Raw genomic sequence first — 21,079 nt, 5'->3', positions numbered from 1 at the left:
ACGCCACAGGCGCAGGTGCCGGCCTTCACAGGTCTTGTGTCCAGATGCCGGGAGAGTGTTCGTCGGGCCTCAACCACAGGTGCGGCTGGTGGTCGCGGTAGCGGTCGTCCCCATCTGGGTGCCAGGGGAAAGTGCCGTCCCGGCCGGGCCAGACGACCTGGAGAAACGGGAAGGGCGGTCGTCGGTAGAACCCGATGGCCGTGCCGAAGAAGGCCCGGTACCAGTGATAGTCGACGGCTTTGAGAGCGATGGGGTATCGGTCGATGATGTCGGGCCATTCCTGTTCGGCCACCAGCGCCAGGCGCGCGGCCGCCTTCTCGCCGAGGGCGTTGAGGCAGGTCTGCATGTCGTAGATGTCCAGGCCGAACATGGCCAACTCGGGCGAACGGTAGTTGTGCCACAGCCCGATGGTGAAGGCCCAGCCCGGCCCGTGCTCATCAGGGGGGATCATCACGACTTGCCAGCCGTGCTCCTGAACCTTCTCGATCGTGGCCTGAGTGCGACGGTCCAGGTCGCCTTGGGCGTCGCAGAGGACGCAGTGGCATGCGTTCAGGTCGACAGGCACAGGCGTGAGCGTATCGACAAAAAGGACCTGCGTTTCCGCAGGTCCTTGGAGAGATCGTGAGTGCCCCCTGCAGGATTCGAACCTGCGCACCCGGCTCCGGAGGCCGGTGCTCTATCCCCTGAGCTAAGGGGGCTCAACAAGGGAAAAGGCTACCAGCATCTGGGGACTGGTCTGCACCAGATAACGCTCGTCGAACACATCCCGCGAAACCCCGCGCGGGCACCGCCTCAGGAGTTAGCTTGGCGGCCGTGGCCGAGGTTCTTGGGAAAGTACTGGTCGTTGATGATGACGAGGTCATCCGGCAGCTCATCGCGGTCAACCTCAACCTGGAGGGGTTCGAGGTGGAGACCGCCACCGACGGGCAGGACTGCCTGGATCGGGTACGGGACGTCAAACCGGATGTCATCACGCTCGACGTCATGATGCCGCGCCTGGACGGCTGGTCCACGGCCGAGAAGTTGCGGGCGGAGCCGGACACCAGCCACATCAGGGTGGTGCTGGTCACGGCGCGGGCGCAGGACGACGACCGGCGGCGCGGGCTGGGGATCGGGGTGGACGCCTACCTCACGAAGCCGTTCGATCCGGCGGAGCTGATCGAGGTCGTGCGGGAGCTGGCCGCCAGGAGCTGATCCGCCGTGCGCGCATGCCCGGATTGTTCCGTACGCTGGCGGCAACAGTCCGGAGTGGCGGGGGGTTCGAGGCGTGCGGAGCTCGGTGTTCGGCAATCTGGAGGGGCAGGGGCTGCCTGGCGGGTTCGTCCTGCAGAACGGCAAGATGCTGCGGGTCGAGCTGCCCTCCGAGGTGCTGGCCAAGCAGGGGTCCATGGTGGCCTTCCAGGGGCAGATGGACTTCGACTACGAGGGCGGCGGGCTCGGGAAGCTGCTGAAGAAGGCGGTGACGGGCGAAGGGGCCGCGCTGATGCGGGTGCGCGGCCAGGGGCTGCTGTATCTCGCGGACAACGCCGACGACATCCACCTGTTCTACCTGGAGAACGAGGGGCTCACGGTCAACGGGCGGAACCTGCTGGCCTTCCAGCCGTCGCTCGCCTGGGACATCAAGCGGGTTCAGGGCGCCGGGATGGCGGCCGGCGGGCTGTTCAACACGACCGTCACGGGCACCGGGTGGGTGGCGGTGACCACGCACGGCGAGCCGGTGCTGCTCGACGCGGCGCGCATGCCGACGTACGCGGACGCCCAGTCGGCCGTGTGCTGGAGCACCCAGCTTGAGGTGGGCGTGAACCGTACGGTCAAGATGGGGGCGCTCATCGGGCGGGGGAGCGGGGAGGCCATGCAGCTCGCGTTCAGGGGGCAGGGGTTCGTGCTGGTGCAGGCCAGTGAGGGCCCGCCGGTGGTGAAGGCCACGTCCTGAGCGACCTGCCGGGCCACCGGCGGGGACGGTCAGGAGCAGGTGGGGCTGGGGGCGGTGTTGGTGCCGCTGGAGGAGCCCAGGAAGCCGAACGTGGTGGACGCGCCGGGTGCGAGCGAGCCGTTCCAGCTCTCGTTGCGCACGGTGACGTTCGCGCCGCTCGCGCTCAGCGTGCCGCCCCAGATCTGGGTGACCTGCTGGCCGTTCGCGAACGTCCAGCGCACGGTCCAGCCGGTCATCGGCGTCGTGCCGGTGTTCTTGACGGTGACCTCGCCCTGGAAGCCGCCCTGCCACTGGCCGGCGGTCCGGTAGGTGGCGGTGCAGCCGCCACTCGTGGTGGGGGTCACGGTCGGGGTGATGGTCGGGGTCGGGGTGACGCGGGACAGGGCGTTCACCAGCGCCGGATACCACTTGTCCGACATCTTCTGGTCGCCGGCCGCGTTCGGGTGCACCCCGTCGTAGGTGTCGGTGGCCGTGTTGAAGCCGGTCCACTGGTCGACCACGGTGACGGGAGACTGCGCGGTCGAGGTGGACGCGGCCCAGGCGGGGATGGCGTTGTTGAAGTTCAGCGCGCGCTGGCCGCACTCGGCGCAACTTGACGGGTTCATCGGAATGATCTTGGCGACCAGGATCTTCATGGCGGGGTTGCTGGCCCGCATCTGGTTCACCAGCGTGGTGAACGCGCCGAGGATCGTCGCCGGCGGGATGTTGCTCCACACGTCGTTCGTGCCGAAGTGCATCATGACGATGTCGGGCCTGGTGGCGGAGAGCCAGCCCGGCAACAGGTTCTGGTTGGCCACGTTCGTGGCCAGGTAGCCGCCGTGGCCCTCGTTGTCGCCGTCGTGGGCGACCCCGCAGCCCTGGGGCGGCAGCGTGCCGACGAAGTCGATGTCGGTGTAGCCGGTGCTCTGTAACCTGTTCCAGAGCAGTGCTCGCCAGCAGCCCGGCGACCCCGTGATCGAGTCTCCCAGGGGCATGATCCTGATGGCGGCCGCGCTGGCCGGCGTGGCGGTCAGGTACATCACCACCGCGGCCAGGGCCAGGAACGCCGCCAGCGCACCGCTGGTCTTCCGCATCGTCCGCTCTCCCGTCGTCGTCTGGCGCCGATCGTAAGAGCGCGTCCGTACGACGGAAAGCGGCTAACCGGTCAAGGAGCCGCGACCTGCGGCGTTGCCGCAGAGAAGCATGTAACTTTCAGCGGACGACGGCGAGCGGGCACGGAGCGTGATGGAGCAGGGCCTGGCTGACCGAGCCGAGGATCAGCCCGGCGAAGGAGGAGCGCCCGCGTGAGCCGACCACGAGCAGGTCCGCCCCCGCCGCCGCCTCCTTGAGCACCTCGACCGGATGGCCGTGGACGACCTCCGTCACGACCGTGACGCCCGGATGCCGCTCGTGCCGCTCCGCCACCAGCGTCCGCAGCTCGCGCAGCACGTCCTGCTCGCTGTCGGGGTCGGCCGGCCCGAACCCGGTGACCTGCGGCCAGGCCCAGCCGTGCACCGCCCGCAGCGGCACACCGCGCCGGCCCGCCTCGGCCAGGGCGAAGTCCAGCGCCCGCAGCCCGTGAGGGGAGCCGTCGACGCCGGCCACGATCTCACCGCGCGTTCCTGCCGTGGGCCGGGCCGGCACCAGCACCACGTCCGTACGGGCGTGCGCGGCCACCCCGTGCGCCACGGACCCGACCAGCAGCCCTCGAATGCCGCCGATCCCCCGGCTGCCCACGACCAGCAGCTCGGCGTCCGCGGCGGCCTCGACGAGCGCGGCGCGCGGGTCGCCGGGCAGCAGCTCGGTGTGCAGCTCGACGTACGGGTTCTCCCTCCGCACCCGGTCCTCGGCCGCCGCGAGCACGGTCGCGCCGCCCTCGCGCAGCCACCGGCCGACCTCGGCGTAGCGGCCGCTGTCGTTCTCGGCCACCCAGCGGGCGACGGCGTGGGCGACGGTCAGCGGTGTACGGCGCAGCGCCGCCTCGGCCCCGGCCCACGCGGCGGCCTCCAGCCCGGCCCGCGAACCGTCCACCCCGACGAGGATCATGACAGTGCGTAGCACTCGACCTCGGCCCGCCGGTACGGCAGGCCCTGCCGGACGGAGTCCCGTACGCACTGGCGCTCGGCCTTGCTGAGCCTGAGCTTGCCGCACACCGTGATGCCGGAGTAGGTCCGGCAGTCGAGCGATTTGTCCGTCCGGCCGACGCGGTACAGCTCTTCGACCTCGGCGCGGCAGCGCGCCCGCGCCTTCGCCGTGTCGGCGTAACGGCACTGGGAGACCAGGGTCCGATACTGCTCTCGGCTGACTTCCTGCTGAGTGGTGCCGTCACCCGCGGCGGCGGGACCACCCATCACGGTCACCACCACGAGCCCTGCTACAGCGGCGATCTTCTTCATGTTCCCCCTGATGGGGACCGTACCGCCGTGGGCGATCGGCAAACCTCGCGGGCCCCCGGCGGAGCCCGCGAGGACGGGCTCAGCCCGGCAGCGTCTCGCCGCCGATCGGGGCGAGAACCTCGCCGGTGTAGTACGACGACATGCGGTTGGCGGCGAAGAAGACGTACGAGGGGGCGATCTCGTCCGGGTCGGCGGCCCGCCCCATGGGCACCTGCTCGCCGAACTTCTCCACCTTGCCCTCCGGCATCGTCGCCGGGATCAGCGGCGTCCAGACGGGGCCCGGCGCGACGGCGTTGACCCTGATGCCGCGTTCCGTCAGGTTCTGGGCCATGGAGTAGGTGAACGCGTTGATCGCGCCCTTGGTGGCGGCGTAGTCGATGAGCGTCTTGTTGCCGCGCAGCCCGTTGATCGAGGACGTGTTGATGATCGCGCTGCCCTCGCGCAAGTGGGGGAGCGCGGCCTTGGTGACGCGGAAGTAGCTGTGGATGTTGACCGCGAACGTGTGCTCCCACTGCTCGTCGGACAGTTCCTCCAGGCCGTCCACCGGCGCCTGGTAGGCCACGTTGTTGACCAGGACGTCCAGCCCGCCCAGCTCGGACACCGCCTGCGCGACGACCGAGCCGCAGTGCGCCGCGTCCGCGAGGTCGCCCGGCAGCAGCACGCAGCGGCGGCCGGCCTCCTCGACCAGCTTGCGGGTGTGGGCGGCGTCCTCGTGCTCGCTCAGGTACGCGATCGCGACGTCGGCGCCCTCCTTCGCGAAGGCGACCGCGACGGCCCTGCCGATGCCGGAGTCGCCTCCGGTGATCAGCGCCTTCTTGCCTTCCAGCAGGTTCCGGCCGACGTAGTCGCGCATCTCGTCGCGTGGCTCCGGGGACATCTCGCCCGTACGGCCGGGGTACTGCTGGTTCTGCTGTGGTGGTGTGGTTTCCGGCATGCTGAGCGGTCTGCCCGTGGGGCGGACCGCCTAACGCGCCTCAGGCCGCGGCGTGCGTCCGCAGCCGCCGCATCCGGAAGGCCAGGACGATCAGCATGATCCCGGCCAGGATGGCGTAGACGCCGATGAGCAGCGCGATGGTGAGCGCCCCGGTCGCCGGCCACGTCAGCACCAGCACACCGAACAGCACCGACAGCGCGCCGGCGAGGACGTGCAGCCACTCGCCCCGGATCTCGTGGCGCAGCCTGATCGCGGCGATGATCTCCGCGATGCCGGTCACGATGGCCCAGATCCCGATGAGCAGCGTGACGACCAGCACCGTCACGCCGGGCCAGATCAGGCACAGGATGCCGAAGATCACCCCGGCGACGGCCAGCAGGATCAGCGGGGCGCGCCGCCCCTTGGCGGCGCGGGTGGCGGCGACGCCGGCGAGGACGCCGTCCACGAACGCGTACGCGCCGAACACGACGGCGAGCACCAGCAGGGTGATCCCCGGCCAGGCGACGGCCAGGATGCCGAAGATCAGGGCGAGCACCCCGCGCAGCGCCAGGGCCCACCAGTGGCCCAGGAAATCGTCGATCATAGTGCGGTTACTGCCCGGAACCGTCCGCTGTCACACGGTAACGACGACCTTGCCCATGAAGACGAATCCGGCGGCCCCGGAGGGCCGCCGGCAGGGCGGGGTCAGATGGGCAGGCCGCCGGTGGCGGAGCTGGTGGAGCCGGTGGCCTGGTAGGCGGCGATGGTGCGCTCGGCGATGCGCATCTGGTGGATCTCGTCGGCGCCGTCGGCGAAGCGGGCCCAGCGGGCGTGCTGGAACATGTCCGCCAGCGGCGTGTCCGTCGAGTAGCCCAGCGCGCCGTGGACCTGGATGGCGCGGTCCACGATCCGGTTGAGGCTGTTGGCCACGAAGTGCTTGGCCATCGAGACCTCCGTACGGAAGTCCTCGCCCTTGTCGATCTTGGATGCGGCGTGCAGGACCATCAGCTTGCACTGGTAGAGCTCCATCGCCGAGTCGGCGATCAGCCACTGGACGCCCTGCTTCTCGGCGAGCAGCGAGCCGTGGCTGTAGCGGTTGAGCGCCCGGTCGACCATCATGTCCAGGGCCGTCTCCGCCTGGGAGATCCAGCGCATGCAGTGGGCGAGGCGGGCCGGCCCGAGCCGGTACTGCCCCAGGCGGTGGCCGTTGCCCCGGCCGCCGAGTACGGCGCTGTCCGGCAGGCGGAGGTCCTCGATGACGATCTCGCTGTGCCCGGTGGAGCCGTGCATGGTCTCGACCTCGCGGACGTCCTTCCAGCCGGGGTTGGGCAGGTCCACGAGGAAGGCGGTGGTGGCGCCCCGGGTGCCCTCGGGGACGTCCTGCTCGGTGCGGGCGATGAGGATGGCGAAGCTGGCCCGGCGGGCGTTGGAGATGAACCATTTGTGACCGTTGATCACCCATTCGTCGCCGTCCCGCACGGCGGTCGTCCGGATGAGGGTCGGGTCGGAGCCGGCGACCTCGGGCTCGGTCATCGCGAAGCAGGACATCTGGGTGCCCTCCAGCAGCGGGCGAAGGTACTTCTCCTTCTGCTCGTCGGTCGCCCAGTGCAGCAGGGTGTGCATGTTGCCCTCGTCAGGGGCCTGGCAGTTGAGCACCCACGGGCCGATGCGGGTCTTGGCCGCCTCCGACTGCACCATGGCCAGCTCGACGTGTCCCAATCCCATGCCGCCCCACTCCTTGGGCATGTGCGGCAGCCACAGGCCCTCGGCCTTCGCCTGGGAGCGGAGCCGGAAGATGGCGCGCAGGTAGGCGTCCCGGTCGCCTTCCTGGACCTCCTCCATGGCGGGGATGACGGTGCCCTGGATGAACGAGCGGACCCGCTTGCGGATCTCCTCGTGCTCGGGGGCGAGGGTGAAGTCGATGGCCATGTCGCCTCTCAGTGGTTCGGTGCGGGGTTGTGGCAGGCCAGCCAGTGGTCTTCGCCGATCTGCCGGATCTGGGGCTCCTCCAGCGAGCAGCGGTCCGTGGCGCGCGGGCAGCGCGTACGGAAGCGGCAGCCGGAGGGCGGGTCGACGGGGGAGGGCGGCTCTCCGGTGATGAGGGTCTCCGCCGGCCGATCGCTGCTCGGGATGGAGGCGATCAAGGCCCGGGTGTACGGATGCGCGGGCCGCGAGATGAGGTCCTCGCCCGGCGCCAGCTCGCACACCTTGCCCAGGTACATCACCATGACGCGGTCACTCACGTTCTTCACCACGGCCAGGTCGTGGGCGATGAACACGAGCGTCAGCCGGTAGCGCGCCTTGAGGTCCTCCAGCAGGTTGAGTATCTGCGCCTGCACCGACACGTCCAGCGCCGACACCGGCTCGTCGCAGATCACCACCTCGGGCTCCAGGATCAGGGCGCGGGCGATGGAGATGCGCTGGCACTGCCCGCCCGAGAACTCGTGCGGCCGCCGCTCCGCCGCCGTCCCCGGGTCGAGGCCGACCGCCTCCAGCACCTCGTCCACCCGGTCGCCGGGCAGCCGCCACACGTGGGGGCCCTCGCCGACGATGTCGCGGACGCGGCGCCGCGGGTTGAGCGAGGAGATCGGGTCCTGGAAGATCATCTGGAGCCGCCGGCGGGTCCGGCGCAGGGCCTCGCCGCGCAGGGCGGTCAGCTCCTGGCCGTCCAGCAGCACCGAGCCCGAGCGCGGCGGCGGCAGCTGCACCAGGGCGCGGGCCGCGCTCGACTTGCCGCACCCGGACTCGCCGACGATGCCGAGCGTCTCGCCCCTCCGCAGGTCGAAGCTGATCCCGGCGACGGCGCTCACCGTACGGCCGGCGCGGCCCGCGGGGAACTCCACGACCAGATCCTCCACCCGCAGCAGCACCTCGTCACGGGGGCGCAGGTGCGCGTTTCCGCTACCGGCCATCGGCGTGCGTCCCTTCCAGAGTGGTCCCGGTCAAGGGGAGCGGGTGCCAGCACGCGTACGCGCGCCCCTCCGCCTCCGTCAGCGGCGGCTGCTCGGTCGCGCAGCGGTCCCCGGCGTACGCGCACCGCGCGCGGAACGCGCACCCGGCCGGCAGATCGGCGAGGTCGGGCGGCCGGCCGGAGATGACCCGGAGCCGGTGGTGCGCCGGGTCGGTGAGCCGGGGCGCGGCCTGGAGCAGGGCCTCCGTGTACGGCATGCGCGGCCGGCCGAACACCTCGGCCGCCGGCCCCCGCTCGACGACCCGCCCCGCGTACATGACGACGACCTCGTCCGCCCAGCGCGCGACCACCGACAGGTCGTGGCTGACCAGCACCACGGCCATGTCGCGCTCCTCGCGCAGCCGGTGCAGCAGCCGCAGCACCTGGTCCTGGATGGTGACGTCGAGCGCGGTCGTCGGCTCGTCGGCGAACAGCACGTCGGGCCCGCACGACAGCGCCATGGCGATCGTCACCCGCTGCCGCATCCCGCCGGAGAGCTGGTGCGGGTAGCGGCGCAGCGCGCGGGCGGGATCGGGGATGCCGACCGAGGCCAGCAGCCGTACGGCCTCCTCGCGCGCCTGCCGCCGGCCCATGCGCAGGTGCACCCGCAGCGGCTCGGCCACCTGGGCGCCGATGGTCCGCACCGGGTTGAGCGCGGTCATCGGGTCCTGGAAGACGGTCCCGAGACGCGGCCCGAGCACCGAGCGCATCTCGACGGGCGAGCGGGCGGTCAGGTCGTCGCCGGACAGGTAGACGGTGCCGCCGCGCACCGCCGTGCCGGGCAGCAGGCCGAGGATCGACCGGATGAGCATGGACTTGCCCGACCCGGACTCGCCCACGACGGCGAGCGTCCGGCCGCGCTCCAGCGTGAAGGAGACCCCGTCCACGGCCTTGACCAGGCCGCGCGGGGTGACGAAATGCGTCCGTACGTCCTCGGCCTGGAGCAGGCAGTCCCGCACCGGGTGCGGCGCGGCGGGCGCGGGGACGGCGGCGACCGCCTGGCGCACCGGCTCCAGGCCGATCTCCCGCACGTCGGTCAGCGCCCGCAGCCGGTCGCCGACCAGGTTGAACGACAGCACGGTCAGGAACATCACGACCGACGGCGCGAGGACCACGTTGGGGGCGTCCTCCATGATGGTGCGGCCCTCGTTGATGAGGCCGCCCCAGGTCGGCGTGGGCGCCTGGACCGACAGGCCGAGGAAGGCCAGGCTGCCCTCGGCGACGATGACGACGGCCATGCCGATGAAGGCGTACGAGGAGGCCGGCACGGCGACGTTCGGCACGACCTCGCGCCACAGGATGCGCCGGTCGCGGGCGCCGAGCACCCGGGCGGCCAGCACGAACTCCCGCCCGGCGTAGGTGAGCGTGGACCCGCGGACGAGCCGCACCCACGACGGCACGCCGAGCACGCCCAGCACGATGATCACGTTGCGCAGGCTCGCGCCCGCGAACGCCACCACGGCGAGGGCGAAGACGAGCGCCGGGAACGCCTGCGCCACGTCGTTCAGCGCCATGATGACCGCGTCGGCGGCCTTCCTGCGGTAGCCGGCGAGCAGCCCGAGCGGCGCGCCGATGGCGAGCCCGAGCAGCACCGCGCCGAGGCCGACGCCGAGCGAGACGCGGGCCCCGTGCACCACCCGGCTCAGCACGTCGCGGCCGAGCCCGTCGGTGCCGAAGGGGTGCGCGGGCGAGGGCCCGGAGCGGGGCGGGCCGGCCAGCGTCTCGTCGTAGCGGGCCAGCGGCAGCACGTCCGCCAGCAGCGCGGCCAGCAGCACCAGCAGGATCCAGCCGGTCGCCAGCCAGAAACCCAGCCCGAGGCGGGTGCTCAGCCGGCCCCTACGCACGACGGATCCTGGGGTCCACGGCGGCGTACACGAGGTCCACCGCGACGTTGATGGCCACGTAGCCGACCGAGATCAGCACGACGCCTCCCTGAACGGCCAGGTAGTCCCGGGAGAAGATGGAGTCGACGATGAGCCGCCCGACGCCGGGCAGCCCGAAGAGGGTCTCGATGATGACCGCGCCGCCGATGAGCGCGCCCAGGTTGAGCCCGACGGCGGTGATGAGCGTGATGGCGGACGGGCGCAGCGCGTGCCGCCACAGGATGCGGCGCGGCGACAGCCCGCGGGCGCGGGCGAGGGTGATGTAGTCCTCCTGGAGGGTGGCGATCAGGTCCGTACGCAGCAGCCGCGCGTACACCGCGAGCTGCCCGCAGCCCAGCGTGACCGCCGGCAGGATCACCGACGTCAGGTTCCACCCCAGGTCGAGCGAGATCGGCGTCCACCCGGTCGCCGGCACGACCTGCCAGGTCACCGCGAAGACCAGGATGAGCAGCACGCCGAGCACGAACACGGGCGTGGACAGCAGCGCGAAGCTGAGGGCGGTGAGCGCCTGGTCGAGGGCCCGGCCGGCGCGGCGGGCGGCGGCCACGCCGATCGGGATCGCCAGGCCGAGCGCGATGACCTGCGCCGCGACCAGCAGCTCCAGGGTGACGGGCAGGCGTTCGGCCAGCTCGGCGGCGACCGGCATCCTGGTGATGTAGGAGGTGCCGAAGTCGCCGGTCGCGATCCCGCCCAGCCAGTCGAGGTAGCGCACCAGCAGCGGCTGGTCGAGGCCCAGCTCCTGGCGCACCTGCGCGCGGGCCTCCTCCGTCGCCGACAGGCCCAGGATCTGCGTGACCGGATCGCCGGGCAGCAGGTTGAGCAGCGCGTACGACAGGAAGGTGACCGCGAGCAGCACGATCAGGAGCCGGACCAGCCGGTGGACGACGATCACCGCTGGGTGACCCAGATCTGCGTGAACGGGTGGTAGGGGATGGGCGAGCCGGTCAGCGGCAGCCCCTTCTCGCCGTCCGGCAGCGTGTGCTCGCCGATGCCCTGCACGCGCGACCTGGCGATGATCGCACCGGTGTTGAGATGGTCGACGAACACGTACGGGACCAGCTCGCGCAGGCGCTCCTGCACGGTCGCGTACGCCTGCTTGCGGGTGGCCTCGTCCGGGCTGATCCGGCCGACGTCGAGGGCCTTGCTGAGCCGGTCGTCCTTGAGCCTGGTCATGTTGAGCGAGATCGCGCCGACCGGCTTGGCGTACGCCTGGTGCATCCAGATGTACTCGCCGTCGGGGTCCTGGGCGGAGAACTGCGTCCACACGGTCGCCTGGTAGCCGCCGGTGATCGCGCGGTTGATCAGGTCGGCCTGGTCGGCCTGCTTGATCGACACCTCGATGCCGGCCTTGCGCCACATGTCCTGGGCCAGCTCGACGCCCTGCATGGTGTTCGGGTCGGGGGTGGAGATCAGCTCGAAGCGGATCGGGCCCTTCTCCGCCTCGACCTCCTTGACCAGCGCGGTGGCCTTGGCGAGGTCGTAGTCGGGGTAGCCGCCGGGGGCGTACCAGGGGGAGTCCTTCGACCACGGGCCGTCGGCCGGCTCGGTCAGCCCGCCGCGCAGGGTCGAGATCACCGTCTTGCGGTCGGTGGCGTGGGCGAGCGCCTTGCGCACGCGTACGTCGTCGAGCGGCGCGACGGCGGTGTTGAGCAGGAAGAAGTACTCGGCGACCGCCATGCCCTCGGCCCGGTGCACGCTGTAGGCGTCCTTCATGGCGCCGAACTTGGTCAGGTCCTCGTCCCGGGAGGTGCCGATGACGTCGATGCCGCCGGCCTCCAGGGTCTGCGCGCGGGTCTGGCTGTCGGGCAGGATGCGGAACTCGATCTCGTCCAGGTACGGGAGCCCGTTCCGCCAGTAGTGCGGGTTCTTGACGACGACCATGCGGTTGTCCGGCACGTACTCCTTGAAGAGGAACGGCCCGGTGCCGACCGGTTTGAGGCTGGCCGTCTTCGGGTCGGCGAGTGAGGCGGGCGGCACGATCATGCCGGTCTGGGTGGTCAGGTAGTAGGGGAAGGCCACCCACGGCTGCGACAGCTTGACCTTGACCGTCATCGGGTCGGCCAGCTCGAACGACTTGATGGGCACGAACACCGCCGCGGTCAGCGGCGACGCCTTCTGCGCCTCCAGGTTGGCCTTGACGATGTCACCGGTCAGCCGGATGCCGTCGGTGAACGCGATGCCGGACCTGACCTTGATGGTCCACTCGTCGTAGGTGTCGTTGGGGGTGACCGACTCCGCCAGGTACGGCTTCCAGCTCCCGTCGGCGGCCACCGCCACCAGCGGCTCGATGATCGTGGTGACCATGCTGTAGCTCTGCGCCGCGAACTGGTCGGTCACCGGGTTGAACCCGTTGGCGTCGGCGCTCAGCCCGTACACCAGCCGGCCGCCCTGCGCCGGCCCCGACGACGCCGCCGAGGGGGCCCCGCCCTGCGGGCCGGCGACCGGGCGTTGGCCGCTGCAGGCCAGCAGCACGGCCGTGGCCAGTAACAGCGTGGCCGGCGTTCTCCAGCGTTTCATTCACGCCTCCTCCCGGATCGTCCCCCGAGAGCAATTTCACCGATAGTACTATCGGTGAAAAATCGCACAAGACCCTAGAGGACCGCGTGATGACGACACCGCCGCTCAGCAGGAGCGAGGCGAAGGACCAGACCCGGCGGCGGCTGATCCGGGCCGCGCTCGCGATCCTCGACCAGGAGGGCGAGGCGGGACTGAGCACCGTCAAGGTCGCCAAGGCGGCCGGGATCGCCCAGTCCAGCTTCTACGTGCACTTCAAGGACATGCACGAGCTGCTGCGGGTGCTGGCCGAGGAGGGCGGCGAACGGCTGCGCGGCGCGATGCGCGAGGCCCGGCGCAAGGCCCGCGAGGAGCCCGGCGACCTCGACCGGCACCGCGAGACCTTCCGCATCCCGCTGGAGGCGAGCTGCCGGCATCCCGAGCTGCTGCGCATCCAGCTGCGGGCGCGGCACGACCCGTCGTCGTCGCTCCGGGACTTCGCGGTGCGGACGGCGGCGGCCTACCGCGACCATCACGCCGCCGACCTGGCCGCGCTCGGCTACACCGCCGACGACGAGCGGGACCGGCGGCGGCTGGAGATGATCGCCGAGGGCATCAACGCCGCCACCAACGCCCTCGCCATCGGCCATCTGGAGGGCCGCTACCCCGACTTGGACGAGTGCGCCGACATCCTGACGGCCCTGTCCCGCGGCGCCCTCCGCCTCCTCCGCCACGAGTCCACCACCCCCCGCCACCCCGATCGGCCGGAGCCGAGAGACCGGCCGGAGCCCGCCGACCCCCACCGCCCCGCGCCCGCCGACCCCGAAGCCGGCGGCTAGGGGGCGAAGGGCGGCGAGCGCCGGGGCCGACGGACGGCGAGGGGCGTGGGTCAGACCTGGGCGGCGAGAGCTGCGGCCTGGTCGGTGGTCAGGCGGCCGTCGGCGACGATCGTGACGACCCTACGGCTCAGCCGTTCCTCGACGACCAGCGGCCGGTCCCAGGCCAGCGCCTGTCCCACGCCCGGATACTCCGTGTTGCGCACGAACCAGGCGTCCCCGTCGTCCTGGACGAACACCAGCGTCCAGTCCCGCCCGTCCGGGTCGGTGCCGGACAGCGCCACCCACCGGTCGCGGCTCCCGTGCACGGCCTCCTCGCCGCCCGGGAGCGTCGCCCGGTCCGTGGACGTGCCGGGCGCGCGCCAGAAGAAGCCGCCGTACCCCGCCCCCGCGCGCCCCTTGGTGGCCGAGCTGTTGACCTCGACGGGCGCCCCGGTGAGGTTCGTCAGCGTGAACGCGAAGTCCAGCGCCCAGGCGCCGTCCCCCAGCGGCCGGGCGGCGACGACGCGCTCCTCGCGCGCCACGACCCGCCCGTCCGGGCCCGCCCACTCCAGCTCCTCCGTGAAGCCGTCGTCGGCGAGCCGGGTGAAGGCCCGGTGCCGCTGCGTGCCGTGGTCGTCGAGCCAGGTCGGCCCCTGGTCCTTGACGTACGTGCGCCCGCCCCAGAAGTTCACCCCGCCGAGGTCCGAGATCGCGACGCCCGCGCCCAGGTGGTGCACGTGGTCCTCGGGCCGCACCTCGGTGACCTCGACGCCGCCGAGCGTGCGCACCCGGTGCAGGTAGGGCCGGGGCGAGTCGGTGGCCGGCAGGTCGGGCCGGATCTCGTACGCGGCCACCTCCGTGCCGCCGACCGTGCCGCCGACCAGCAGGTTCACCCGCGACCACGGCGCGTCCAGCTCGGAGTAGAGCGCCAGCTCGTCCGCGCTGCGGGCGGTCAGCTCGGTGATGCCGGGCAGCAGCCTGCGGACGACCTCGCCCGCCGCGTCCCGCTCGGCCACCTGGTGCCGCTCGGGGATCGGCAGCGGCTCGGGGGCCCGCCGCACGGCGTCCAGGACCTGGGTGAACGCCTCGGTGCGGGCCAGCGGCACCAGCAGCTCCGCGCCCGTCCTGACGTGGTCGATCAGGTTCTCCAGCAGGCCGGCGCGCTCGTGGACGGTGGTGGTGACCGAGCCGTCGGCACGCTCGACCCGGAGCTGGTCCTGGGTGTAGACGAGCGTGGCGCGGCCCCGGTCGCCGTGCACGACGAGGTACGGCTCGTGTCGCTCGGCCGCGCACAGCGACACCGCGATCGTGATCGTCAGCCCGTCGTCGAGCCGGATCCGCACACAGGAGGTGTCGTCCGACTCGATCGGGTTGGCGTGGTAGAGCTCGGTCTCGATGCCGGCCACGCCGCTGTCGGTGAGCGCCAGCGCGGTCGCGACGGCGTGCGCGAACGGGTTGGTGAGCGCCCCGTCCACGACGTCCACGCCGTTCAGCCGGCGCTTGCCGGCCCAGGCCGAGCGGGTGAAGTACGCCGCCGGCCGCTCCCACGCGCCCGCGCCGCCGATGCCGCGCACGGTGCCGAGCGCGCCGCTCGCGATCAGCTCGCGCAGCGCGGGGACGGCCGCCGAGCCGAGCGACTGGAAGCCGACCTGGAGCGCCCGCCCGGTCTCCTCGACCGCCGCCGCGATCCGCCGGTGCTCCTCCGGGCTCGGTGCCGGGGGCTTCTCCAGCAGCACGTGGGAGCCGGCGCGGAGCGCGGTCACCGCGAGGTCGGCGTGCGTGTGGATCGGCGTGCAGATGATCGTGAACTCCGCGCCGGTCTTCTCGATCAGCTCGCCCAGGTCGGGCGACTGCAGCGGCGTGCCGAAGTCGACCTCGACCGGCCGCACGTCGCAGATCCCGACCAGCTCGACGAGCCCCTGGGCGGCCAGCGCGCGCAGGTTGCCCAGGTGGTGCCGGCCGTGCCCGTTGGCCCCGGCGAGAACGACCTTCTCCATCATGTCCTCCCGTCGGGACCGTCGCCCTCAGGCGACGGGGAAATCGGGAGCGGGAGGGCCGTCAAGGCCCAAGCGTGTGGTGACCCGTCTGCTTCACGCATCAGAGTTCTCCGTTCGTCAGCATGGCAAAGGTGCGGTACTGGATGCTGGTTGTGTGACTCGTCAGGTAGGAACCTGCCCTGGCGCAACCGGGCGCCCGGCGTACCGCCGCCCGAACGAGCGCCCCAGGCAGGTAGGGGAACTGCAGGTGATGCCCAGCCACGTGCACCTGTTCGTCCAGCCACATCCTCAGCTCTGGCGCTCGTACGTGGCCGGCCAGTTCAAGGGCAAGGGGTTCACCTCTGTCCACCTGCGCGCCGCGGTGCAGCCCAACAGTCAGACACAGTACGAGCGCGCCCCCGGCGGGGATGACCGTGCGTAGGGCGTTCAAGTTCCTGTTGCGTCCGACCCGTCACCAGGAGATCGCGCTCGCGGCCTGCCTGGAAGACCACCGGCAGTTGTACAACGCCGCTCTTGAACACCGGCGCACCGCTTACGCCAAGGCGGGCGTCACGATCAGATACAGGGACCAGTCGGGCGAGTTGAAGCACATCCGGGCCGACGATCCGGAGGGTCAGGCCCGGTGGTCGTTCTCCTCTCAGCAGGCCACGCTGCGCAGGCTGAACAGGGCGTTTGGCGCGTTCTTCGACCGGGTCAAGGCTGGGCGCACGCCTGGGTTCCCGCGGTTCAAGGGCCGGGGCCGGTTCGACACGGTGCAGTGGCCGAAGGACGGTGACGGCTGCCGGTGGGATTCCCAGCCCGAACATCCCACTGCCACCTTCGTCCGGTTGCAGGGTGTCGGGCATGTGCGGGTGCATCAGCACCGGCCGGTCAAGGGCCGGGTGAAGACGATCAGCGTCACGCGGGAGGGCTCGCGCTGGTATGTGGTGCTGTCGTGTGACGAGGTGCCCGCCGAGCCCCTGCCCGCGACGGGCGCGGCGGGCGGGATCGACATGGGCGTGGCGTCGCTGGTGACCACCAGCGACGGCGAGCACCTCGCCAACCCGCGGCACCTGGCCGCCTGCGCCGACCGGCTCGCGGTGGCCCAGCGGGACCTGACCCGCAAGAAGCGCGGCTCCAACCGCCGCCGTAAGGCGGTGGCCAGGGTCGCGGCGCTGCACGCCAAGGTACGCCGTCAGCGCCTCGACACCGCGCACAAGGTCGCGCTGGCGCTGGTGCGCGCCTACGACGTGATCGTGCACGAGGACCTGCGGATCACGAACATGACCCGCAGCGCGTCCGGCACGATCGAGGCACCCGGCCGCAACGTCGCGGCCAAGTCCGGTCTCAACAAATCGATCCTGGACGCGGGCTGGGGGGTGTTCCTGCGGGTCCTCGCGTACAAGGCTGAAAGCGCCGGTCGAGAGCGGATCGCGGTGAACCCCGCCAACACCTCCCGGACGTGCGCCGAATGCGGCCACGTCGCCAAGGAGAACCGTGTCACCCAAGCCGAGTTTCGATGTCAGGCGTGCGGGCATACCGCGCACGCCGACGTGAACGGCGCGGTCAACATCCGCGGGGCAGGGCTTGCCCTTCGTCAGGCTGCGCAAGCGGCCTAGCGAGAAGCCGCTCCCTTCAGGGAGCGGAGGAGTCACCACGTCCACCTCAGTCCGAGTCCGGCGTGCCCGCCCGCGCGCAACATTCCTCCCGAAACCTCCACCGGGTAAGGCTCCCGCAGCAGCCCGAGTGCCGCGAAGGAGGCGTCCTCCACGTCCTCGGCCATGGCCGGCAGCGGCAGGGCCAGCGCGAGCTGCCCGGACAGCTCGCTCAGCAGATGCGGGTAGACCGGCACGTCGTACGTCCTCGCCAGCTCGGCGATCCGCAGGAACGGCGTGATGCCGCCGACCCTGACCACGTTCGGCTGCACGACGTCGCAGGCCCCGGCGGCCAGCAGGTCGCGGAAGCCGTAGGTGGTGTAGACGTTCTCGCCGACGGCGATCGGCACGTCGATGGAGCGGCGCAGCTCCACGTGCGCGGCCACGTCGTCGGCGGGCAGCGGCTCCTCGATCCAGTGCAGGCCGAACTCGCGCAGCGCGGCGATGGCCCGCCGGGCGCGGTGCAGGTCCCAGCGCTGGTTGGCGTCGATCATCAGCAGCCGGTCGGGGCCGATGACCTCGCGGACGGCGGCGACCCTGGCGACGTCCTCGGCCAGGTCGGGCCGGCCCACCTTGATCTTGACGCCCCGGAGCCCGGCGGCCGTCCAGCGGCGGGCCTGCTCGACCAGCTCCTCCAGCGAGTAGTGCAGGTTGACGCCGCTGCCGTAGACCGGGACCTCGTCGCGCCGCCGGCCGAGCACGTCGGGCAGGGCGGCCTCGCCGCAGCGCAGGTCCCACAGGGCGAGGTCGATCCCGGCCAGGGCGATCGTGGTGATCCCGCCGGGTCCGGCCTCGCGCGTGTGCCGCCAGAGCCGGTCCCACACCACCTCCGGGTGCGGGGGCAGGCCGATCAGCGCCTCGCGCAGGTCGTGGTCGAGCAGCGCCCGTACGGCGTGCGCGCCGATCTGCGGCGTCCACGCGAACCCGGTGCCGGTGCGGCCGTCCTTCAGCGTCACGTGGGTGACGATCACGTGGTTGGCCGGCACGTCGGCGCCCCACGGGCGGGGGAGCGGGGCGGTGCGCAGCTCGGTGCGCAGGTCGGCGACCGTCATGACGCCGTCAGCTCCAGGCCGCTCTTGATCAGCGCCTCCAGCTCCGCCAGGTGCTCCTCGGTGACGTCCACGAGCGGCGGGCGGACCGGGCCCGCGTCCAGGCCGCGCAGCCGTACGCCGGCCTTGACCAGGGCGACCGCGTAGCCGGGGACCTTGCCGCGCAGCCGGACGAGGGGGGCGTAGAACTCGGTGAGCAGCCGCTCGTCGCCGTTCAGGTACGCCTTGGCGATCTCCGGCGCGAACGCGAACACCGCGCTGGAGTAGAGCTCCACGCCGATGCCCCGGTAGGCGGGCATGGTCAGCTCGGCGGTCGGCAGCCCGTTGAAGAACAGGAAGTCCGGGTGGGTCTCGCGCACCGCGAGCACGGTCCGCTGCATGCGGTCGATGTCGCCGAGCCCGTCCTTGAGCCCGATCACGCCGGGGACGCCGGCCAGCTCGACCACGGCCTCCGGCTCCAGCACCACCGAGCCGCGCTGGTAGACGATCACCGGCAGCTCGGCCGCGACCGCCTCGACGTACGCGCGGAAGCCGTGCCCCGGCCCCTGCGCCAGGTAGGGCGGCATGAGCAGCAGCCCGTCGGCCCCGGCCGCCCGCGCGGCCCGCGCCTGGCTGAGCGCCGCGCCGAGCGGCCCGCCCGCGCCCGCGAACAGCGGCACCCGCCCGCGCACCACGTCGGCCGCCACCCGGATCACGCGCTCGTGCTCGGCCTCGGAGAGCGCGGAGAACTCGCCGGTGCCGCAGGCGGCGAACACGCCGCCCGGCCCGTGCTCCAGGCCCTGCCTGATGTGCTCGGCCAGCACCTCCTCGGCGAGCCCGCCCTCGGCGTCGAAGGGGGTGACGGGGAAGAACAGCACACCGCTGAGATTCATTCTGAGTCTTCCTTGAGCTCGGTTCGCCAGCTCCGCTTGGCCTGCCAGCCGAGCAGACGCTCTGCCTTGGTGGTCGAGAAGGCGGGGGAGGCGCCGGTGAGCCCCGCCGCGTACGGTTCGGTGCCCGGCACCACCTGGGGAAGCAGCTCGGCCAGCGGCTCCCTGGCGAGGGCGTCGGCGGCGCCGACGAAGAACACCTCGCCGTTCGGCAGCTCGGGAAGCGCCTCGATGAGCACGCCGGTGAACTCGGCGGCGTCGCGGGCGTCCACGTAGTTGAACAGCGACACCCCGCCCAGCTCGGGCCGGTCCAGCCGCTCGGTGAGCGTGTGGCCCGACTGCGTGGGGGCGCCGGCCCACTCCTCGGGGGCGATGACGAAGCACGGCCTGATGGCGGCGAAGTGCGTGGTGCCGGCCTCGGCGAACGTCTTCATGGTCTGCTCGGCGGCCACCTTGGACAGGTTGTACGCGTTCCAGGGCCGCACCGGGTGCTCCTCGTCGATCGGCAGGTACGCCGGCGCCCATCCGCCCGGCGCCCCGTAGCCGATCACCGTGGGGCTGCTGGCGATCACCACGTTCCGCACGCCGAGCGTCACCGCGGCCTCGCACACGTTGAACGCGAGCTGCGTGTTGACCTTGAAGATCACCGACTCGGGGCGGCTGAACGGCGTGGCGATGGCCGCGAGGTGGATCACCGACTCGGGGCGGAAACGCGCGACGACCTCGAACGCCTCTCCCGTGTCGGTGAGGTCGGCCGGTAAGACGGCCGCGGCCTCCGCCGGTGTCCCGGGGGCGCTGTCGACGCCGATGACCTCGTGCCCGGCCGCCGCCAGCGTGGCGACCACACTGCGGCCGAGGCGTCCTGCGCTTCCGGTGACGAGGACTCTGCTCACCGTGAGGGGCTCCTTCAAGACTGCAAACAGTTGCACTAAACCTTTGTGTCCCCAGGGCCGGGGCGTCAAGAGGGGATTTCGTGGCGCTGGTGCTACCAGGGGGTTTCCGGCCGACCCGGGCATGGGGTGGACCGGCAAGCGCTTTCAGCGTACCCATGGGTTCTGCAAGCGGTTGCGTTAGGGTGAGCCTTTGTGACAGTGACGATTCGTGATGTGGCCCGGGCGTCCGGCGTGCATGTGTCCACGGTGTCGCGGACGTTCTCCGCGCCCCACATGGTCAACGCCGCCACCCGTAGCAGGGTGCTGACGGTGGCCGAGGAGCTGGGATACCGCCCCAACAGGGCGGCGCGGGCGCTCACGACCGGGCGTACGCACAACCTCGGGCTCATCGTGGCAGACATCGCCAACCCGTTCTTCCCCCCGTTGATCAAAGCGGCGCACGCGGCCGCGAGGCAGCGCGACTACCACCTGTTCGTGGCCGACACCGACGAGGAGCCGGCCGCCGAGGAGGAGCTGATCCAGGCCTTCTCCAAACAGGTGGACGGCGTGGTGCTGTGCAGCCCGCGCTCCTCCAACAAGGTGCTGGAGCGGCTGGCCGAGCGGGTGCCGTTCGTGGTGATCAACCGGCGGCTGCGCGGCGCGGCCACGGTGCTGATGGACGTCGGGCACGGGGCGAGGCTCGCGGTCGAGCACCTGACCGGGCTCGGGCACCGCCGGGTGGCGCTGGTGACGGGGCCGGCCGGCTCGTGGACGAGCGACGAGATCCGCACCGCCGCCGAGCAGGTGCGCGGCGTCGAGCTGGTGGTCATCGGGCCGAACGCGCCGACCGAGCGGGGCGGCTTCGGCGCCGCCGAGCGGGTGCGCGAGTCGGGGGTGACCGGCGTGCTCGCCTACAACGACCTCGTGGCCATCGGGCTGATCGAGGGGCTCGGCGATCTCGGGCTGGAGGTGCCGGCGGACGTCTCCGTGGTGGGAATCGACGATATCGTTCCAGGACGGCTCAATCGGCCCAAGCTCACCACCGTGGCGATGCCGACGGCAGCCGCAGGGCGGTTGGCGGTCGACCTGCTCATCCAGGAGGTGGCCGCCACGACGTCGCTGGAGACCAGGCTGGTCGTCAGGGACTCGACGGCAGCGCCACGATAGCGTGCCTGCTGCAACCGGTTGTACTAACTCAGAAGTAAATTCGTCTGACTTCTCCGGAGGGCACCCGTGTCACCAGGGGAAACGCTGTGGCGATATATCGGTAACGGCTATGTAACGCCTGCAAAG

Annotated in this window: 21 protein-coding genes and 1 tRNA gene; 6 read left to right on the top strand and 16 right to left on the bottom strand. The window is 71.6% G+C overall.

Going from position 1 to position 21,079, the window contains the following annotated elements; translation table 11 throughout:
• Positions 1-25: 25 nt before the first annotated feature.
• Positions 26-565 (bottom strand): DUF4262 domain-containing protein, encoded by a 540-nt coding sequence (locus AC27IY_RS44880; protein WP_487181707.1) that lies wholly within the window; start codon positions 563-565, stop codon positions 26-28.
• 61 nt (positions 566-626) lie between these two features.
• Positions 627-698, bottom strand: a tRNA-Arg gene (locus AC27IY_RS44875).
• Positions 699-813: 115 nt separating this feature from the next.
• Here AC27IY_RS44875 and AC27IY_RS44870 point away from each other — a divergent pair.
• Both AC27IY_RS44870 and AC27IY_RS44865 read left to right on the top strand, forming a co-directional pair.
• Positions 814-1,194 carry a response regulator transcription factor gene (locus AC27IY_RS44870; RefSeq protein WP_364449332.1) on the top strand — a complete coding sequence of 127 codons (381 nt, stop codon included), beginning with the start codon at positions 814-816 and terminating at the stop codon, positions 1,192-1,194.
• 73 nt (positions 1,195-1,267) lie between these two features.
• Positions 1,268-1,933 (top strand): AIM24 family protein, encoded by a 666-nt coding sequence (locus AC27IY_RS44865; protein WP_344209782.1) that lies wholly within the window; start codon positions 1,268-1,270, stop codon positions 1,931-1,933.
• Positions 1,934-1,962: 29 nt separating this feature from the next.
• Here AC27IY_RS44865 and AC27IY_RS44860 read toward each other — a convergent pair whose 3' ends face one another.
• The 10 genes from AC27IY_RS44860 to AC27IY_RS44815 all read right to left on the bottom strand — a co-directional run bounded on the left by AC27IY_RS44860 (position 1,963) and on the right by AC27IY_RS44815 (position 12,571).
• The gene (locus AC27IY_RS44860; RefSeq protein ID WP_487181706.1) at positions 1,963-3,006 is read right to left on the bottom strand and encodes a cellulose binding domain-containing protein; all 1,044 of its coding nucleotides are present in this window, start codon (positions 3,004-3,006) and stop codon (positions 1,963-1,965) included.
• Positions 3,007-3,124: 118 nt separating this feature from the next.
• A complete protein-coding gene (locus tag AC27IY_RS44855; protein ID WP_487181705.1) occupies positions 3,125-3,943 on the bottom strand; it encodes a universal stress protein in 819 nt (272 codons plus the stop codon).
• Between the two features lie 11 nt (positions 3,944-3,954).
• Entirely contained in the window at positions 3,955-4,308 is a 354-nt protein-coding gene (locus AC27IY_RS44850; RefSeq protein ID WP_364449324.1) for a hypothetical protein, read from the bottom strand.
• Positions 4,309-4,387: 79 nt separating this feature from the next.
• A complete protein-coding gene (locus AC27IY_RS44845; protein ID WP_344209774.1) occupies positions 4,388-5,242 on the bottom strand; it encodes an SDR family oxidoreductase in 855 nt (284 codons plus the stop codon).
• Positions 5,243-5,282: 40 nt separating this feature from the next.
• Positions 5,283-5,825 carry an HdeD family acid-resistance protein gene (locus AC27IY_RS44840; protein ID WP_423443893.1) on the bottom strand — a complete coding sequence of 181 codons (543 nt, stop codon included), beginning with the start codon at positions 5,823-5,825 and terminating at the stop codon, positions 5,283-5,285.
• 101 nt (positions 5,826-5,926) lie between these two features.
• Complete coding sequence (locus AC27IY_RS44835) at positions 5,927-7,150, bottom strand: acyl-CoA dehydrogenase family protein (RefSeq protein WP_423474429.1); 1,224 nt, start codon at positions 7,148-7,150, stop codon at positions 5,927-5,929.
• 8 nt (positions 7,151-7,158) lie between these two features.
• Complete coding sequence (locus AC27IY_RS44830) at positions 7,159-8,133, bottom strand: ABC transporter ATP-binding protein (protein WP_449948457.1); 975 nt, start codon at positions 8,131-8,133, stop codon at positions 7,159-7,161.
• Positions 8,123-10,015, bottom strand: a complete 1,893-nt coding sequence (locus AC27IY_RS44825) for a dipeptide/oligopeptide/nickel ABC transporter permease/ATP-binding protein (RefSeq protein ID WP_449948460.1) — start codon at positions 10,013-10,015, stop codon at positions 8,123-8,125. The genes AC27IY_RS44830 and AC27IY_RS44825 overlap by 11 nt, the downstream gene beginning before the upstream one ends.
• A complete protein-coding gene (locus tag AC27IY_RS44820; RefSeq protein ID WP_344209764.1) occupies positions 10,008-10,946 on the bottom strand; it encodes an ABC transporter permease in 939 nt (312 codons plus the stop codon). The genes AC27IY_RS44825 and AC27IY_RS44820 overlap by 8 nt, the downstream gene beginning before the upstream one ends.
• Positions 10,943-12,571 carry an ABC transporter substrate-binding protein gene (locus AC27IY_RS44815; protein ID WP_423474433.1) on the bottom strand — a complete coding sequence of 543 codons (1,629 nt, stop codon included), beginning with the start codon at positions 12,569-12,571 and terminating at the stop codon, positions 10,943-10,945. The genes AC27IY_RS44820 and AC27IY_RS44815 overlap by 4 nt, the downstream gene beginning before the upstream one ends.
• Before the next feature lie 89 nt (positions 12,572-12,660).
• Between AC27IY_RS44815 and AC27IY_RS44810 the strand changes: the two genes are divergently transcribed.
• Complete coding sequence (locus AC27IY_RS44810; protein WP_487181704.1) at positions 12,661-13,386, top strand: TetR family transcriptional regulator; 726 nt, start codon at positions 12,661-12,663, stop codon at positions 13,384-13,386.
• Between the two features lie 50 nt (positions 13,387-13,436).
• On the opposite strand, the gene AC27IY_RS44805 is transcribed toward AC27IY_RS44810, so the two are convergent.
• On the bottom strand, positions 13,437-15,362 hold the full coding sequence (locus AC27IY_RS44805) for a DUF6807 family protein (RefSeq protein ID WP_487181703.1): 1,926 nt from the start codon (positions 15,360-15,362) through the stop codon (positions 13,437-13,439).
• A 247-nt stretch (positions 15,363-15,609) separates the two neighbouring features.
• On the opposite strand from AC27IY_RS44805, the gene AC27IY_RS44800 reads away from it, so the two are divergent.
• On the top strand, positions 15,610-15,783 hold the full coding sequence (locus AC27IY_RS44800) for a hypothetical protein (protein WP_487181702.1): 174 nt from the start codon (positions 15,610-15,612) through the stop codon (positions 15,781-15,783).
• Entirely contained in the window at positions 15,770-16,960 is a 1,191-nt protein-coding gene (locus tag AC27IY_RS44795; protein ID WP_423474439.1) for an RNA-guided endonuclease InsQ/TnpB family protein, read from the top strand. Before AC27IY_RS44800 ends, AC27IY_RS44795 begins: the two co-directional genes overlap by 14 nt.
• Before the next feature lie 32 nt (positions 16,961-16,992).
• Here the strand turns inward: AC27IY_RS44795 and AC27IY_RS44790 are convergent, their stop codons facing one another.
• Genes AC27IY_RS44790 through AC27IY_RS44780 form a run of 3 tightly spaced genes read right to left on the bottom strand, consistent with a single transcriptional unit; the run spans position 16,993 to position 19,807 of the window.
• On the bottom strand, positions 16,993-18,048 hold the full coding sequence (locus AC27IY_RS44790; protein WP_487181701.1) for a mandelate racemase/muconate lactonizing enzyme family protein: 1,056 nt from the start codon (positions 18,046-18,048) through the stop codon (positions 16,993-16,995).
• Positions 18,045-18,917, bottom strand: a complete 873-nt coding sequence (locus tag AC27IY_RS44785; RefSeq protein WP_423443908.1) for a 5-dehydro-4-deoxyglucarate dehydratase — start codon at positions 18,915-18,917, stop codon at positions 18,045-18,047. The genes AC27IY_RS44790 and AC27IY_RS44785 overlap by 4 nt, the downstream gene beginning before the upstream one ends.
• Complete coding sequence (locus tag AC27IY_RS44780; protein WP_423443910.1) at positions 18,914-19,807, bottom strand: NAD-dependent epimerase/dehydratase family protein; 894 nt, start codon at positions 19,805-19,807, stop codon at positions 18,914-18,916. Before AC27IY_RS44780 ends, AC27IY_RS44785 begins: the two co-directional genes overlap by 4 nt.
• A gap of 192 nt (positions 19,808-19,999) precedes the next feature.
• Between AC27IY_RS44780 and AC27IY_RS44775 the strand changes: the two genes are divergently transcribed.
• Positions 20,000-20,953, top strand: a complete 954-nt coding sequence (locus tag AC27IY_RS44775; protein WP_423443912.1) for a LacI family DNA-binding transcriptional regulator — start codon at positions 20,000-20,002, stop codon at positions 20,951-20,953.
• The last annotated feature ends 126 nt before the right edge of the window (positions 20,954-21,079 follow it).

The organism is Nonomuraea sp. B208, from assembly GCF_057536035.1.
The sequence above is the reverse complement of the archived record's forward strand: the minus strand, read 5'-3'. Positions and strand labels throughout refer to the sequence as shown.